The 17,489-nt window shown below is 44.4% G+C and carries 13 protein-coding genes; 8 read left to right on the top strand and 5 right to left on the bottom strand.

Going from position 1 to position 17,489, the window contains the following annotated elements:
- Positions 1-184: 184 nt before the first annotated feature.
- Together AC5FX4_RS06665 and rdgC are read left to right on the top strand one after the other, a co-directional pair.
- Positions 185-1,945: a sensor histidine kinase gene (locus tag AC5FX4_RS06665; protein WP_493605683.1), complete on the top strand. Its 1,761-nt coding sequence runs from the start codon at positions 185-187 to the stop codon at positions 1,943-1,945.
- Positions 1,946-2,046: 101 nt separating this feature from the next.
- Complete coding sequence (gene rdgC / locus AC5FX4_RS06660; protein WP_493605682.1) at positions 2,047-2,958, top strand: recombination-associated protein RdgC; 912 nt, start codon at positions 2,047-2,049, stop codon at positions 2,956-2,958.
- A 49-nt stretch (positions 2,959-3,007) separates the two neighbouring features.
- Here the strand turns inward: rdgC and AC5FX4_RS06655 are convergent, their stop codons facing one another.
- Positions 3,008-3,847: an HDOD domain-containing protein gene (locus AC5FX4_RS06655; protein WP_493605681.1), complete on the bottom strand. Its 840-nt coding sequence runs from the start codon at positions 3,845-3,847 to the stop codon at positions 3,008-3,010.
- 223 nt (positions 3,848-4,070) lie between these two features.
- On the opposite strand from AC5FX4_RS06655, the gene AC5FX4_RS06650 reads away from it, so the two are divergent.
- A complete protein-coding gene (locus AC5FX4_RS06650) occupies positions 4,071-5,756 on the top strand; it encodes a DUF8614 domain-containing protein (protein WP_493605680.1) in 1,686 nt (561 codons plus the stop codon).
- Between the two features lie 67 nt (positions 5,757-5,823).
- On the opposite strand, the gene AC5FX4_RS06645 is transcribed toward AC5FX4_RS06650, so the two are convergent.
- From AC5FX4_RS06645 to dinB, 3 genes are all read right to left on the bottom strand, one after another.
- Positions 5,824-7,356: a M17 family metallopeptidase gene (locus AC5FX4_RS06645; RefSeq protein ID WP_493605679.1), complete on the bottom strand. Its 1,533-nt coding sequence runs from the start codon at positions 7,354-7,356 to the stop codon at positions 5,824-5,826.
- Between the two features lie 73 nt (positions 7,357-7,429).
- Positions 7,430-9,109 carry a carbon starvation CstA family protein gene (locus AC5FX4_RS06640; protein WP_493605678.1) on the bottom strand — a complete coding sequence of 560 codons (1,680 nt, stop codon included), beginning with the start codon at positions 9,107-9,109 and terminating at the stop codon, positions 7,430-7,432.
- A gap of 76 nt (positions 9,110-9,185) precedes the next feature.
- Entirely contained in the window at positions 9,186-10,247 is a 1,062-nt protein-coding gene (gene dinB / locus AC5FX4_RS06635) for a DNA polymerase IV (protein WP_493605677.1), read from the bottom strand.
- Between the two features lie 137 nt (positions 10,248-10,384).
- On the opposite strand from dinB, the gene AC5FX4_RS06630 reads away from it, so the two are divergent.
- The 3 genes from AC5FX4_RS06630 to AC5FX4_RS06620 all read left to right on the top strand — a co-directional run bounded on the left by AC5FX4_RS06630 (position 10,385) and on the right by AC5FX4_RS06620 (position 12,926).
- A complete protein-coding gene (locus tag AC5FX4_RS06630; RefSeq protein ID WP_493605676.1) occupies positions 10,385-11,437 on the top strand; it encodes an aldo/keto reductase in 1,053 nt (350 codons plus the stop codon).
- Positions 11,438-11,547: 110 nt separating this feature from the next.
- Positions 11,548-12,054, top strand: a complete 507-nt coding sequence (locus AC5FX4_RS06625) for an NUDIX hydrolase (protein WP_493605675.1) — start codon at positions 11,548-11,550, stop codon at positions 12,052-12,054.
- Between the two features lie 107 nt (positions 12,055-12,161).
- Complete coding sequence (locus AC5FX4_RS06620; RefSeq protein WP_493605674.1) at positions 12,162-12,926, top strand: substrate-binding periplasmic protein; 765 nt, start codon at positions 12,162-12,164, stop codon at positions 12,924-12,926.
- Here the strand turns inward: AC5FX4_RS06620 and AC5FX4_RS06615 are convergent.
- Positions 12,911-13,624: an SIMPL domain-containing protein gene (locus AC5FX4_RS06615; protein ID WP_493605673.1), complete on the bottom strand. Its 714-nt coding sequence runs from the start codon at positions 13,622-13,624 to the stop codon at positions 12,911-12,913. The genes AC5FX4_RS06620 and AC5FX4_RS06615 overlap by 16 nt on opposite strands.
- 237 nt (positions 13,625-13,861) lie before the next feature.
- Between AC5FX4_RS06615 and AC5FX4_RS06610 the strand changes: the two genes are divergently transcribed.
- Together AC5FX4_RS06610 and AC5FX4_RS06605 are read left to right on the top strand one after the other, a co-directional pair.
- On the top strand, positions 13,862-16,540 hold the full coding sequence (locus AC5FX4_RS06610; RefSeq protein WP_493605672.1) for a bifunctional acetate--CoA ligase family protein/GNAT family N-acetyltransferase: 2,679 nt from the start codon (positions 13,862-13,864) through the stop codon (positions 16,538-16,540).
- Positions 16,534-17,481, top strand: a complete 948-nt coding sequence (locus AC5FX4_RS06605; protein WP_493605671.1) for an ion transporter — start codon at positions 16,534-16,536, stop codon at positions 17,479-17,481. The genes AC5FX4_RS06610 and AC5FX4_RS06605 overlap by 7 nt, the downstream gene beginning before the upstream one ends.
- The last annotated feature ends 8 nt before the right edge of the window (positions 17,482-17,489 follow it).

The following is a 17,489-nucleotide window of genomic DNA, read 5'->3' as shown; positions in this document are numbered from 1 at the left end:
ATTAGCAAAACATACCTCTTATAACATAATTCGTTTGCATCGGTAATCACAATAAGAAACATTTACAGCAATACAGCATTTATCGCTAAAAAGGCAAATATTTATTTATTTTTAAACCTTTATTAGCTAAGTTTATCAATAGCCAGACTACAAAAACCCTAACTTGTGGAGCCAAGGTTCATTCATGCTGCAAAAAAGCCTATCAAAAAAGCTACTCACGAATGTGCTATCGGTTTACTTCCTACTTACGTTTGTCGTAACCTGCGGACAAGTCATTGCTGAGTATGTCAATACTAAAGACTACATTCGCAATGAGCTGACGATGCTACAGAAAACATTTAGCCGCAGCCTTACACGCGCGATTTGGGAGCTAAATACCAAACAAACGGTGACAACCGCCGAAGGGCTATTAGCTATTCCAATGATTGAAGGGATCATTGTTCGTGATGATAGCGGCGAGATCATATCGCAACTAGGCCGTTCGCTAGATATTCACGAACTGTATAGCCAACAGCTCGTGCAAGAAGAAGCCATTATCGAAGATACCCCGTCGGGGTTATTTGGCTACACATTTCCGCTCATATTTGAATTTTCTGGACGCGCGACTCAAGTCGGTGACGTCACGCTTTTTTCGTCACGTGAAGTTGTTTTTAGTCGGATCATGATATCCATCTACTTCTTAATTGGGAACGCGATGATCAAAACCACATTTCTGATCATTCTGTTTTTAATCGCGTTTCGCCGCCTTCTTACCGAACCACTGACCGATCTAACCGATCAAATCGAAGACATTGAACTGGATGATATTGATGGCAGAAAGATTGATATCGGCACCACGGAACGCAATGAGCTAAAAGTGATGGAGGAGGCGTTTAATAAACTGATTGATAAGGTCTCGGAGTACCGAAAACAACTTGATCAAACGCAAAAAGAGCTGCTCATCAGTAATGAAAAGTTGGACCAACATAACTTGCAGTTAGAGCAAGAAGTGGCGCGTAAAACATCCAACTTAAGCCAAGCGATGATGGACTTACAACAGCAAAAATATGAGCTTGAAAAGCAAAAATTAGTGCTAACCGAAGAAGTCGATTTACGTAGTCAAACAGAGAAAGAGTTACTGACAAAACAAAAAGAACTTGAACGCTATGTCGATGAACTTAATATGGCGCAAGAGCGCTTGGTTGGCTCGGAAAAAATGGCTGCGTTAGGGGGCCTTGTTGCGGGTATTACGCACGATATTAACACCCCTGTGGGGATTGGTGTCACCGCAACGTCGTTCTTGCAAGAACGACTCAATAAACTTGAAGAAGCATACCAAAACAAAACGTTATCCCCTAAAGCGTTGGAAGAATTTATCAATGAGGCCAAACAAAGTACAAGCTTGTTAACAACCAACCTTGACCGTGCATCTGAGCTGGTTGCGAGCTTTAAACAAATTGCAGTAGACCAAGCCAGTGAGGCGGTTAGAAAGATTAACTTTAAAGAATATTTGTCTGAAGTAGTGCGTTCGCTGCACCCAAAAATCAAAAAGACCAAACACAGTATTAATATCGACTGTCCTGATGATTTAATCTTAAACTTACCCGCTGGTGCCATTAGCCAAATATTCACGAACCTTATTATGAACTCGTTGATCCATGGTTTTGACGGCATAGATAAAGGCGAAATTGATATCAAAATTACTGATGATCACCAAGATGTTAAAATTGTTTATAAAGACAATGGCCGCGGTGTGAGCCAAGCTCAGCTCGAAAAACTATTCGACCCATTTTTTACCACTAAGCGAGATCAGGGTGGTAGTGGTTTAGGTACTCATATTACGCTGAACTTGGTGAAACAAACACTGAATGGCGAAATAGAAGTCAGTAGTGAAGAAGGCAAAGGACTAACTTACTACATCCAATTCCCCAAAAACATGCAAGCTCCTATGAGTATGTTTGAGTAATCAATTTAGGTGCGAAAAACAAAGTTTGTGTTTCGCACTCCCCTTTGGGCAAAAATTATTGCTATCATGCACCCTTATTTTCAAGCACGGATACTCAATATATGTGGTTTAGTAACCTGATCTGTTATCGATTTAAGCAAGACGTTTCATATAATCAAGAAGACTTTGAAAAAGCGTTAGAGCAAGATGTATTTAGACCTTGCGGCAGTCAAGATATGAGTACATTTGGCTGGACCAAAGCACTTGGCAAACATGGTAATAGCTTGTCGCACTTTTCGCAAAATAGCATTTTAGTCTGCGCCAAACGTGAAGAAAAAGTGCTACCTGCATCCGTCATTAACGACTTAGTTGCTGAAAAAGTGGAACTGATTGAGCGTGAAGAAAACCGCCCGGTGAAGAAAAAAGAAAAGGATGAGCTTAAAGAAAACATTTTAAGCACATTGCTCCCACAAGCATTCAAGAAATCAAGCCTACAGTTTGCTTTCATCGATCAAGAAAACGGTTGGGTTATAGTTAACAGTGCCAGCTTCAACAAGGCCGAAGAACTCCTTGCATTATTACGAAAGTCTCTGGGCACGTTACCGGTTGTACCCGCGTTTGCGAACTATGACTTAGATGTATTCCTGACTGATTGGCTGACAAAATTCGAATCACCTGAAGGGTTTGCCATTGGCAACGATGCCGAATTACAAGAACCTGATGACAACGGTGCACAAGTTAAACTGAAGCAACATGATCTCTCTTCGGAAGAAATTAAAAGCCATTTAGACAATGGTAAGCGCGTTACTAAACTTGCTTTTGATTGGCGCGAGCGCGTTAAATTCATACTGCAAAACGACGGTTCTTTGAAGCGACTCAGTTATGCTGATGCGCTGAAAGAGCAAAACGCGGATATCCCAAAAGAGGACATGGCGGTCAAACTCGACGCCGACTTTATTTTGGTGAGTGAAGAGATTAAAGAGCTGCTTGAAGAACTGACTCAGAGCTTAGGCGATAGCGCTGATATGGAATAAATCAATGGCCAGCCCGGTATACACTACCGTTGCTGGCCTATTTTCATAGTTAAGCGAACATAGTTTTCACATCTTCGAGTATTTCTTGGTACTCATCGGTTGTAAACATATCCACTGAGCGGATAATGCCTTTCTCTTCATACACTTGTAAAGAAGCTGTTTTATCAGACACTTGTAGTATCCCTTCCAAAATCGCCCCCACACGTATGAAATCTACATAGCAATCGTGCTCTGGTTTGTAGTTTGGGTTTGACCAGCTTTCTGCAACTTCAACAAAATCATCGGTAAAGCCCCACTCTCGCATAATCGCTCCACCAATTTTTCCCGCTAACTTTTGTATCGCATGAGCTAGAAAGCTTGGGTTGGCAAACACTTCAGGGTGACGCTCTGCTTCTGTCAAAATAGGCAATACGCCAATGTTAAACACCAAGGATGCCAAGGTAATCGTATCTTTATTTAACGACGTGTGTTTATGCACTCTTAGATAAAACGTCATCGTGGTGATTGCTTGGCAAGCAACTTTCAAGGTTTTTTGCCATGCTTTATCCATATAGGTTTTGATCAATTTATTATTTGATACAAATAGCTGCTCCATCGCCATTGCCGTCGCGATATTTTTGATTTGTCGCAAACCAATGCGAGTCACCGCTTGGTTCAACGTGTTCACCTTCACCGCGCGTCCCATGAAGGCACTATTTGCCACCTTTATCATGCGTGCCGATAACGCCGGGTCATGAGAAATCACATCAGCCATTTGCATCAAATTAACCTCAGGATCATCCGCAGCCTGGCGCACACGCACAGCAACATCGGGCAAGGTAGGTAAAACCAAAGTATCATTATTGATTCTATCGATAAGAATTGTAAGTAAGGCATTCTCTGTTGACATAGACTCTTTCCAAACTCGTTAGGAAGCATTAAATCGTTTTTGTTATATGCCTTTAGTATCGTCTAACATCTCGATAAAGTTAAGAAAATGGGTCAAAAATATTGCTACCAAATCGTGCTCTGAGAAATTTCGCAAAAATGCATCGCGACCTTGCAGAATATTTATCTCGAATAAGGTAAAGTAAGTGCTCTTAAATTTACTCCAATAACAAAAAGAGAGCAGCATGAAACTTTCGAAGATCAGCCTTGCATTCATGGTAGCGGGTACAATGGCACTGAGCGCTTGCTCAGATCCGGCAACTAACACCACCGCTAAAGCTTCAAAACAACAAGAACAAACAACTCAATACACCCTAACGAACACGCCTCAATCACGTTTAGATATTTATACCGAAGTAACGTTAAATACCGACCTTTCGCATTTATCTGACAATCAAAAAAAGATGATTGGTAAACTCATCGATGCCTCTAAAATTATGGACGACCTATTTTGGAAGCAAAGCTTTGGTATGGACAAAGGTACTTTCTTAAGTCGCATTCAAGATAAAAAAGTTCGCACTTACGCTGACATCAACTATGGTCCGTGGGACAGATTAGACGGCGATAAAGTGTTTTTAACTGGCTTTGAAGAAAAAGCACTAGGCGCAGAGTTTTATCCTCATGACCTAAGTAAAGAAGAACTCAATAACGCAGACGTTAAAGATAAAAACGGCCTGTATTCAATCATCAAACGTGATGAGCAAGGTAAATTATATAGCACCCCTTATTCAACGATTTACAGTGATGAACTCAATGCTGCAGCAAACCTGTTGCGTGAAGCAAGTGCCCTAGCAGAAGACAAAGAGTTTGCGAACTACTTAACATTGCGCGCTGATGCACTCGTTAACAACAGCTACCAAACTTCTGATTTCGCTTGGATGGATATGAAAAATAATCCAATCGATGTGGTGATCGGTCCAATTGAAACCTATGAAGATCAATTATTTGGCTACCGTGCAAGCTTCGAATCCTATGTGCTAGTCAAAGACCTTGCTTGGAGTGAGCGTTTGGCTAAGTTCGCAGCTTTCTTACCCGAACTACAAACAGGCTTACCTGTCGATGACAAATACAAGCAAGAAGTACCTGGTTCAGATGCGGACCTTAACGCTTATGACGTGATTTACTATGCCGGTCACTCAAATGCGGGTAGTAAAACAATCGCTATCAACCTACCAAACGATGAGCAAGTACAGCTTGAAAAAGGCACTCGTCGCTTACAGTTAAAAAATGCAATGCGTGCCAAGTTTGACAAAATTATGCTACCAATTGCTGATCAGCTTATTGTCCCAGAACAACGTAAGCACATCACTTTTGATGCATTCTTTGCCAATACGATGTTCCATGAAGTGGCACACGGTTTAGGTATTAAAAATACCATCACCGGCAAAGGCACAGTTCGCCAGTCACTACAAGAGCATGCCAGTGCACTTGAAGAGGGCAAAGCCGATATCTTAGGTCTATACATGGTTGAGCAGCTACTAAACAAAGGTGAAATCACCGAAGGCACCATTGAAGACTATTACATCACCTTCATGGCAGGTATTTTCCGTTCAGTTCGTTTCGGTGCTTCAAGTGCACACGGTAAAGCCAACATGATCCGTTTCAACTTCTTCAAAGAGCAAGGCGCATTTTCTAAAAATGAGCAAGGCCTATACAAAGTAAATATGGATAAAATGGCTGTTGCAATGAAGAATCTATCAAACTTGATCCTCACTCTACAAGGTGACGGCGATTATCAAAAAGTTGACCAGCTGATAGCAACACATGGCGACATTAAAGCAGAGTTACAAGCTGACTTAGAAAAGCTATCACAAGCTAACATCCCTGTAGATGTGACGTTCAAGCAAGGTAAAGACGTGTTAGGACTATAACTCTAAGCACAGTTATCACGCATTAAAAAAGGGCACATTCAGTGCCCTTTCCTTTTTAGTTACTTCATTACAAACAGTAACGCGCAAACAAGCTACTCACTGTTGCCGCTGTTGGCTTGCCATGTTGCCAATCTCCGCCTTCTACACCGCTACCTGCAATGTCCATATGAACATACGGGATCGGTAGCTCAGAGTCACATCCATGCTTATCCAAACCACCCACAATCGCCAAAAACGCCATTGGGAATTGGTGACCTCGAGCGGTCACCGCTGAAGGCGCATTGTTACTTGATAATACGTCATCCGCTAACGTGCGAGGCTTCACAAAGTCATAGTCCTCACGACGGCTGCGCGACAGTTCAGCACCATCAGCCCACAGTTCGCCAATATCCGCCAATTGGCGAGACACTTTTGCCACACGAGCTGGACCATTTTCGACATAAGCACTGTAAGGGCCTACAGCGCGCGCGGCATGACCCGTTAACGTTGCCACCGTAAATAGCTCCGGATTAACTTCGGCTTTCGCTAAGTCTTTCATTTCACTCAACAAGTCACCCATTGCCAAACGCCCTTCCGCATCGGTATTGCCAATACGTACTTTCAAGCCCTCACGACAGGTAATGATTTCATCGGGCACAAAACAATCAGAACCAATTGAGTTACGCACAACAGCAAGATAGGCAATCACTTTCACGCCCTTTGGCTGATAATCAGCAACGGCTTTCATGAACCCCGCAACAGACGCAGCACCGCCTTTATCGCGGCTCATACCCGCCATAAAACCACCTACTTTAAGGTCCGCACCACCGGTGTCGTATACCAAGCCTTTACCAACGAACATCAAAGTGCGAGTCACTTCATCACTCGGTGTATAAATCAACTTAACAACACGCGGATGATGACGCTCGACAGCGTAAGATGCGCGCGCAACGGTGGCAAGCATGGGATAATTTTGCTCAATCACGTTGAGATCTGAAACAACCTCCGTTGTGACATTGGTATTTTTGAATAACTCAACACAATAATCAGCAAACTTAGGTGGTGCCATACGCTCGGGCTCAGTTCCACATAAGTCACGCGCCGCATATTGGCCGGCTGCCAAGGCATTCAATTGCTGGCATTGTTGTTCTGACGCCCCAACCAAACTAATTTCTTTGACAGGTTCAATGCTTTCACCACGATATTCACGCGCTTCTAGTGGTTGCCACAACGCCTGACACATACCTAAATAAGCCACTTCCAAAGCATTTTTGTATCGGCCATCTTCAGGCATACCAACCACTAACAAGGTCGGCGCAGTCACACCTGCCGCTTTCGCTTCAGTGATGGCACTTTTTGCCGCATCAAATACACGACGTACATCATCATAATCGCGATTAAGCGGGCCAGTTGGTGAGACAATCAGACGCTTGCCTGGCAATTCGTCTGCCAACACTAACGATGCCTTACTGGCAATACGCGCATCAACAGCAAGATAAGGCGCGATGGCTTTATTTAGGCGCTCGTCGCCTAAGTTATTAATATCTGAGGTAATAACGATGAGCGCGTCGGATTGCGCATTTAGATAATCGTTACAAGAGAGTGCACGAGGAAAAGACATAATCGAGCCCTTGGTTATCATTGTTAAAGGCCCGATTATGGGGGATCTAAAATCAGTTTGCTAGTAAACGCGCTTATTGTGCTGTTTGCGTTTGTGTACGCTTGTGTTGACTGATCACAGACCATGCTTCAAGCATCACAAGTACGCTTACCACCAACACGATGACATCAAGCCCGACCAACAGCCACTTACTTTGCTGATAATATTCAACCAGTTTAATCAGCCCCGCAAAAAACGCCATGAGCAATACAAAGGTCATGGGGATCAACGTATATTTAGCCGGACGACCTAGCTTAATTAAATACACCGAGATCACCAGTAGCGTTAAACTTGCGAGGATCTGATTTGTTGACCCAAACAGTGGCCAAATGATCATGCCACCACTACCCGATGCGCCACCGGCGCCAAACGCTAATAGCAAACAACAGCCAACCGCAACAAATGTCGCCACAATGCCATTTTTGAGTAAGTTAATTTGATAAATATCACCCCACTCTTGAATAATGTAGCGTTGTAAGCGCACCCCAGAATCCATGGTTGTGCCTGCAAATAACACGACCATCACCGCCAACAAAGTCGCCGCAATTTCAGCAGGAATTCCCCAGCCGCTACTGATCAAATTAGAGCCACCTGTGATAAATGCGCCCACACTACCTGCCCCTAAATGACTGTAGATCTCATGCCATTGCTCAGGCGATACTGCTAACATCACGCCACTGACCGCCACCAGCGTGATCAAGGCCAACGAGCCTTCGCCTACGGCTCCCAAGTAACCCACAAAGCGTCCATCGGTTTCTTTGTTCAACTGTTTTGAACTCGTGCCCGAAGACACAATACCGTGAAAACCCGACACTGCACCACAGGCGATAGTCACAAACAGGAGTGGAATAATACTCGGTGTTTGCGCTGCCACTTGCGTATTAAAGGCAGGGGCCGTGATATCCGGCATCACCACAAACACCGCACCGTAAAGTAGTACTAAGCCCACCAAAAGCTGCATGCCATTAATGAAATCGCGTGGTTGTAGCAACATCCACACAGGCAGCAAAGAGGCCACCGCCGCATAGATAAATAGGATCACTATCCAATTTGCTTTATCCGATAGCCCAAACATTTCCGTTGGCAACGCCAGTGGCATGCCTGATCCCATGTAAATAGTGGCATATAAGATGGCCACACCAACCACACATAACGGAATCAAAGGCACCTGTCGCTTTAACAATTGACCAATAATCAAAGCCACCGCAATCGCTGCCCAAGCAGGGAACACCGCGCTCGGATTAGCAACAAAAGAGTTAGCTATGACCACCCCAAACACAGCGTTAACCATGAGTAAAACAAGAAAAACCACGATCATGAAAAGCGCGCGAGTGCGCTTGCCTATTACACTCTCAGAAAGTGCACCCATTGACTTACCCTTGTGACGAGCACTCGCCCAGAGCGCGCCCATATCGTGTACACCTGCAAAAAAGATGGTGCCTAATACCACCCACAACACGGCGGGGACCCAGCCCCAATAAACGGCAATAGCAGGCCCTACAATCGGCGCAGCGCCAGCAACAGATGTGAAATGGTGGCCCCAAAGTACCACTTTGTTTGTTGGCACAAAATCAACACCATCATTGAGTTCATGGGCTGGAGTGACAAAGTTGTCATCCATCTTGAAGATTTTTTGGGCTATAAATTTGGAATAGACAAACCAGCCAAACAGCATACCGACTAGGCCGAATAGCACTATCATAATTGACTGCATTCAAGGCTCCTGCATTTTATTGTTATATGAATTAACTTTCGAAATTAACACAGTTAACAAATAATGCACTCACCTTTTAGTCGCAATCAAAAAGCCCCAATTGTCCTTGATTGTCTTTTTCTTGTGATAACCCCACATTGATACCGATTAGGCGTACAGGCTTGTGGGGGTAACGCTCTAGCAAATCACACAGCAACGTACACAACATATCCGCATCTAGGTAGGTCAGTTGGCATTCCTTACTCACTACCTGAAAATCAAAAAATTTTACTTTCACCCCCAGCTTGTTCATTCCCCTATCCTGTAAGTAGGATTCAGCTCTGCGAGTCAACTCTGGATACAGCTTTTGTGTGAGTCGCCGTTTAAGTTCTTCAATGTCATTGGTATCTTCACTAAAGGTTGTTTCCACTCCGACAGATTTGCGCACCCGCTCAGTTTCGACTTGCCGTTCATCAACACCATGACAACGCCGCCACAGCACCAAACCAAATTTACCAAAACGTTGATACAAAAAGTCTTCACTACTGGCTTTCACATCGCAACCATATTGCAAACCTAAAGCAAGCAACTTCTGCTGAGTGACTTTGCCAACACCGGGGATTTTCTTCAATGGCAGAGTATCAATAAACTCGTCCACCTCATTAGGTGTTATCACAAACTGGCCATTGGGCTTATTTTCGTCGCTCGCTATCTTCGCTAAGAATTTAATCGGCGCGATTCCAGCCGAGGCCGTCAGACCAGTTTCATTTTCAATGTCGGCTCTAATTTGCTGTGCAATCAGTGTGGCACTGCCGTGGAATAGCTCGCAGTCCGTCACATCTAGATAAGCTTCATCTAGTGAAAGCGGCTCAATTAATTGTGTATAGCGGGCAAAAATCGCTCTAATTTGTTGTGAGATCTCTTTGTACACAGCCATTCGTCCTGGCACTATCACTAAGTGTGGACAAAGCTTCTTCGCTTGATAATTAGACATAGCAGAGCGAACACCGTACTCTCTAGCAAGGTAGTTAGCGGTCGAAAGTACACCTCGATGGCTATTTCCACCAATCGCCATGGGGACATTGGCAAGCTCTGGATTGTCGCGCATTTCAACTGCGGCATAAAAGCAATCCATATCAATGTGAATAAACTTACGCATCACCAATCAACTGTAATTATATACAGTTAAATATCATCATAAATTTAGCGAATGTGCAACTTTTACTCGCGCTCAGGATCAACTAAACTGGGAAAATCTTGGTCAAAACACCAATTAAAATAAAACAAGGATTTAACATGCTATATAGTCGACTAGGCAGCAGCCAAATTGAAGTATCTCGCGTCTGTTTAGGTAGTATGACCTGGGGTTTGCAAAACAACCAGCATGATGCAGATGAGCAAATCAACTATGCCCTTAGCCACGGTGTTAACTTTATCGATACCGCTGAAATGTATGCGGTACCGCCTTCATCAGATACCTATGGAGCCACAGAAAGCATCATTGGCAATTGGTTAAACCGCCATCAAGAAAAAAGAAAAGACATAGTTTTGGCGAGCAAAATTGCGGGCCCTGGACTTAGCTGGGTAAGAAAAGGGGCACCAATTACTGGACAAGCGGTTATCGATTCTGTAGATGCTTCGTTACAGCGCTTACAAACCGATTATATCGATTTATACCAGCTACACTGGCCAAATAGACTTTCACCGCATTTTGCTAAACATTGGCCGGGCATATTGAAGTTCTCTGACGTCGATAAAGCGCAAGAAATAGCATCAATGATCGATATTCTCGAAGCGCTGCAAACTTGTATTCATGCCGGCAAGATCCGTCATTGGGGTTTATCTGATGACACAACTTGGGGGATCAATACCTACCTTCGACTCGCCAATGAGCACAATCTCACCAAGCCTATTTCAATTCAAAATGAATTTAACTTACTACATACCAAAGATTGGCCTTATCTGATTGAAAACTGTGTGCATGAAGACATCGCTTATCTACCTTGGTCGCCGCTGGCGGCTGGTTCACTGACGGGCAAATATCTCAATGGTGCAAGACCAGAAGGCACAAGGTGGAGCATGATGCAGCGTAATGGCCTATTTAGAGATACACCAATGGCGAACCAAGCAATCGCGGCATTCGTTGAACTTGCTCAGGAAGTGAACATTTCTCCCGCGCAGCTCGCTCTAGCTTGGGTTAACCAAATGGATGGTGTCACGTCTACAATAATCGGGGCAACCTCAATGATGCAGTTAAAAGAAAACATGAATGCCTTTAATTTAGAGCTCAACGAGCATCAACTCACTGCGCTGGACACTTGGCTGAGACATTATCCTTCGCCATTTTAAACAAACGTGTTGCTGTGCAGCGCAACCGCAAAGTCGCTGCACAATTCCCCCTACTTTATAGAGCGCTTGTCGCGTATAATGACGATATCAATCACTGACCATAACCCTGAATGCGCCCGCTTAATAATACCCCAGAAAAACCCCAATCCGGAACTTGCTTCACTCGTCACACCGCTCGTGCCATCGTCTTGAATGGCAACCGTATCTTACTGCTTTACACGCAACGATATGATGATTATTCGCTCCCGGGTGGTGGCGTTGATGACAATGAACACATTGAACAAGCCTTAGCAAGGGAACTAAAAGAAGAAACAGGCGTTAAAAGCATTCTCAATGTGACGCCATTTGGCCGCTACGAGGAGTATCGACTGTGGCATAAACCAGAGCACGACTATATTCATATTGTCTCTGATTGCTTTGTTTGCAAAATTTGTGGTCAATTTGATCAGCCGAAAATGGAAGAATATGAAAAAGCCAATGGCATGAAACCTCTCTGGATAGAGATAGACGAAGCAATTGCGCATAACACACGTACTCTCGAACAAAGCGAAAAACAGGGGCAGTCACTGGTTCGTGAATTGTTTTTGCTACAAGAAATCAAGTCTAAGTTATTGTAAATTATAAACTGTGCGCTAGCTTGGACAAGCTATGTGCACAATCCCCATTATTCATATACCTCTGCGCATAATTTATCTACAATGGTTGTTCTCATAACGGAGGGTGTATGTCGTTTAAAAGTATTGTTTGTCTCTTTCTCACTGTATGGGCTTTTCTCAGTACACCCGCGTACGGCCTGACTTTTTATGCCGAAGACTTACCGCCTTATCACTTTAAAAATGCACATGGAAAAACCACCGGCGCGTTGGTCGAAATAGTACAAGAAGCATTAAAAGCGGCACAGCTACACGGCCAGTTTCAAATAGTACCGATGGCCAGAGCCTATAAAGAGTTACAAACAGTACCCGATGCACTAATGATCTCTTTACTCAGAACGCCCTCTCGGGAAACGCAATTTCACTGGCTCGCTCAAACGTATTTTGCCGATGCATATTTGGTTGGGTTAAAAGAAGCTGTGCACGCAGTGGATAGTTTACAAGGGGCGCAAAAATACCGGGTTAGTACCATACGCGGCTACTCTAGCGAAAAATATTTGCGTCAAGTTGGTTTTTCCGAGGACGACACGCTTGTACTGGTGAGCCATTATCAACAGCTTTGGCAACTGTTATTTAAAAAGCGCACTGATTTAGTGATGACAAATACACTGACACTCAATTATGAGGTGCTCAACAGTGGGCTTGACCCCACTTTGCTGGAAAAAAAGCTGCACCTTGACGACTTTCCTTCTGAACTATGGTTAGTCGCCAATCTGAATTTACCTGCCGATATCGCCAAGGCGCTGAGCGCAGGAATGAGTACCATCAAAAGCCAAGGTATCTACACCAAGATCCTTGAACGCTGGCAACTGCCCTTACCTCAGTCAGACAAATAATACTCAACGCTGGTTACAACACGAACCGTTTTAATTTGCGGGTTATTACTGTCTCTGTCGCGAATACTAAATTGTCCTTGTCTCGCTGATTTAATTTTCCCCAACTGCGAGTCTGAGTCTTTTGCAAATTTCATCGCCACTTCTCGCGCTTTTTGTGTCGCTTGTTGGACCATTTTCGGCTTAATGTCATTCAAGCCCGTAAACATGTACTCTACGCGATTTTGATAATCATCTTGTGTAATGGCAATACCCTGTTTAGCAAGCTTGTTTAGTTCAGCTAACGCCAGTTTCACTTTCTCTGGTTGCTTGCTAAAAACCGTTATACCTGACTTTGCCACATACCTAAAGCCACGTTCATTTTGCCCATATTCTTGTGCAAACTTATCGGTAATAGACGGTGCTGACAGGCTCAACTCTTGCTCATTAAAACCATGCAAAGTTAAAAAGGCACGGATCGCTGAATTTTTCTCTTCAATACGTGCGACCAATGCCTCTAAATCATTATCTGCATCTTTATAGAAAACGGGCCAAATGACCGTATCGGCGGCAACTTCTAGCTCTGCCAAACCTTTTACCTCTACAGTACGTTCCATTGATTTCATATCTTTGAGTGTGCCTGAGAGCATCCATGTACTCACAATCGCTCCCAAAGCCAACACACACGCCGCACCAAAATGTTTACTGAACGCCTCTTTCATAGCGTATTACTCCAAGAAAAATAAGTGATGAGATCAAAGTCTCATGCGTTACAACTCGACCATTCGTTAAAAACTGATTAGAGTGTAAGTAGTTGAGTTTTAATATGTTGAATAACTTTTTATGCAAACGATACAGACGGCTCCCTGAACGCATGATGTATACCCTGTTCAACAAATTAACCCCATTACCATCAATTTAGACTGAGTTATCTCGAGTTCAGGTTAGTAGGACATCACATGAGCATAAAGCAAATTGGTCAGTTTTTTAATCCCCGTTCTGTTGCAGTTATCGGCGCCTCGAATACACCGGGGCGTGCAGGCTATGTGGTCATGCGTAATTTGCTGCAAGGCGGATTCAAAGGTCCTATTATGCCCGTCTCGCCTAAACATAGCGCCGTACATGGTGTACTGGCTTATCCAGATATCAATGCCTTGCCCAAAGTGCCCGATCTGGCCGTAATATGTACCAATAAGAACACCCTAGAAAGCCTCATTCATGCGTTAGGTAGCCTAGGTTGTAAGCATGTCATTATTATCGCTTCTGGGTTAAGTAATCAGCAAAAAAATGCGCTACAACACGCAGCTAAACAACACGATATTATCATTTTAGGCCCTAACTGCTTAGGTTTACTGATCCCACATATTGGCCTCAATGCCAGTTTTTCACACACGGTAGCCTCCGTGGGTAAACTGGCTTTCATTTCTCAGTCCGCAGCGGTCTGTTCAACAATTTTAGACTGGGCACAAAACAAACGAATTGGCTTTTCTTATTTTGTGTCCGTTGGTGACTGCCTTGGCATTGATTTTGATGAATTACTGGATTTTTTAGGACGAGACGCCAAAACCAAAGCGATTTTGCTCTATATTGACAACATAGACGATGTACGCCGCTTTATTTCCGCAGCAAGAGCCGCCGCCTTTAGTAAACCCGTGATTGTGATAAAAACAGGTAAAACACTGGCCGGTGCCGAGGCTGCTTACATTCATACTGGCGGAAGAACATCGGATGACGCGGTATACGATGCCATGTTCCAACGTGCAGGCATGCTGCGCGTAAACGATCTAAGAGAGCTATTTGCAGCAACGCAAACCTTGGCACTGCATCCAAAGCTATTGCAAGTTGAGCAACTGACCATACTCACCAATGGTGGTGGCCCGGGGATTATGGCGGTTGATACGCTACTGCAAAACTCAGGTAAGCTAGCGCAACTAGAGGACAAAACCCGAGATGCACTCAATGCCGTGATCCCGCAATCCGATGTGACTTCCAACCCAATTGACTTATTTGGTGACTCATCACCGTCTCGTTATCAAAAAGCATTGGAGATATTACTCAAAGCATCCGAAGTAAGAAATTTGCTGATCATTCATACGCCATCAGCATTGGCACCGAGCGAAGAATACGCACAAATTATTACCGACACTTTGCAAAAAATCCCCAAAATGTCGCGCCCCTTCGTGATGACCAATTTTATGGGCGAACAGGCAGCTTATGCGGCGCGAGATATTTGTGCCGATAATGCCATTCCCACCTATCGCACCCCAGAAGGGGCCGTGGGTGCTTTTATGCATTTAGTTAGTTACCGCCGTAACCAAAAACACTTAACACAAACGCCTGAGTCCACCAGTGATAGCGCAAATATCGACAGCAAAAGTGCCAAACGCCACATTCAAACTTTGTTGAAACAAGGTCACAAACAGCTCTCCACACACCTTGCCAGTCAATTACTCAGTCACTATGAGATCAACTGTATTGAAACGCGGGTGGCCATGACCCCAAGTGAAGCCAAAGAGCAAGCCATTGAACTGGGCTTTCCCGTCGCGTTGAAGTTGCTCAGCCCAACCATAGCGTCAAAATCGGAAGTGGGTGGTGTCGTCTTAAATCTCAACGACGCTGATGAGGTAGAACAAACGGCATTTGCCATGTTACTGCGCATTAAGCAAACCTACCCTGATGCAACCATAGAGGGCTTCTCATTGCAAAAAATGGCACCAAGGGCGGGGGCACAAGAGCTGCGTATTGCGGTTAAAACAGAGGCCAACTTTGGCCCCGTGATCTTGCTCGGTGAAGCAGGAACCGGACTGTCATTTTCACAAGCTGCGGTCGCTTTTCCTCCTTTGAACATGAACCTTGCTAAATACTTGATTGCTGCGGCACAAGACAAAGGCTTTCTTAAAGAGCGCGCCCTTCCTGACAAAGTAGATAAATATAGATTATGTGACTTACTCACGCGGGTGTCACAACTGGTGATAGATCAACCTGATATTGTCAGTCTCGAGCTTAATCCAATCCTAGCCAGTGCAGGTCAGTTTTTAGTGCTAGACGCCAATGTTACATTGGCACCATATCAGCCTCAACTTGGTAAAAAACGACTGGTGATCCGCCCTTACCCGAAAGATTTAGTTAAGCCGATCACCCTTAAAAATGGCAGTCGCGCCGTACTTCGCCCTATTCGTCCCGAAGACGAGCGGGCGCATCAAGAATTTGATCAATCTTTAACTAAAGAAGACAGATACAGGCGTTTTTTTGGCGAACTCCCCCAGTTCAACCATGAGCAGCTAGCAAAAATGACGCAAATAGATTACGACAGAGAAATGGCATTTATTGTCAGCGAACCGCATAAAAGCAGTCACAGAACACTGGGCGTATCACGGATACTCATTGAGCCCGATAAAAGCAGTGCTGAATTTGCGGTCGTCGTGCGTTCTGATTGCCAAGGCTTAGGACTTGGCACAATCCTCATGTCGGCGATTATCGACTATGCTAAACAACAAGGGCTCAAGCTGATCTCTGGCATTACCTTGCCTGAAAATACCGGTATGATTGAGCTATCAAAAAAATTAGGCTTTAGTGTGAGCCGTGACTTCGAAGAAGGCACCGTTAACATGCAACTACAACTAACACCATTATGCTAACTACCCATTGTGAAAAAATGGCTGCACTCTTAGAGGGCAGCGGAAAATATCAAAAACTGGGTCATTACATCGATTTATTTTTGATCACACTCATCATGATCAACGTGGTGGCCATTGTGCTTGAGTCTGTGCCAAGCTTAGCCAAAGAATACCACCAGCACTTTCTTAATTTAGAGTTAGTGTCTGTCAGTATTTTTTCCATTGAGTATCTGCTGCGCTTATGGTGTTGCGTGGATAAAATCGACTATAAGCATTTAGAGTACGGGGCGATTAAAAAGCGCATACATTACTTTTTTTCTCCTTTGGCGTTGATTGATTTAATCGCCATTTTACCGACCTTGCTGATGATGTTTATCACCTTCGATTTACGCTTCTTACGTGTTATTCGTTTACTGAGAATTTTTAAGCTCACTCGGTATTCTCGCGCCATGCAGCTGTTGCTGGCTGCATTTAAAGAAGAAAGCAGCAGTTTACTGGCCGCGTTTTTCATTATGTCAGTGGTGCTGATCATGGCGTCATGTGGTATTTACCTACTAGAACACGACGTACAGCCCGATAAATTTGGCTCAATTCCGCAAGCGATGTGGTGGGCAATGGCAACACTCACAACCGTGGGCTATGGCGATGTGGTTCCGATCACTGCCGCAGGACGCTTCTTTGGTGGCGTGATCACCTTACTCAGTATGGGCATGGTGGCCATTCCGACTGGTCTATTGGCTTCGAGTTTTGCCGACCAGCTACGAAAACGTCGCGATGCGTTTAACGAAGCGGTGCTGCATAGTCTCAGTGATGGGGTGGTGGATGAAGCCGAGCGCGAGCACTTAGAAATGCTGCGCGTCGAGTTAGGATTAAGTCATGCCGAAGCGAACCAGGCCATAAAAATCATGAGTAGCCAACGCGCGCATGCGCTTTATTGCAAACATTGCGGAAACAAGCTCTGATCTGTCCC

It is taken from the genome of Pseudoalteromonas sp. ATL1 (assembly GCF_058933015.1).
This window is presented reverse-complemented; position numbering and strand designations above follow the sequence as displayed.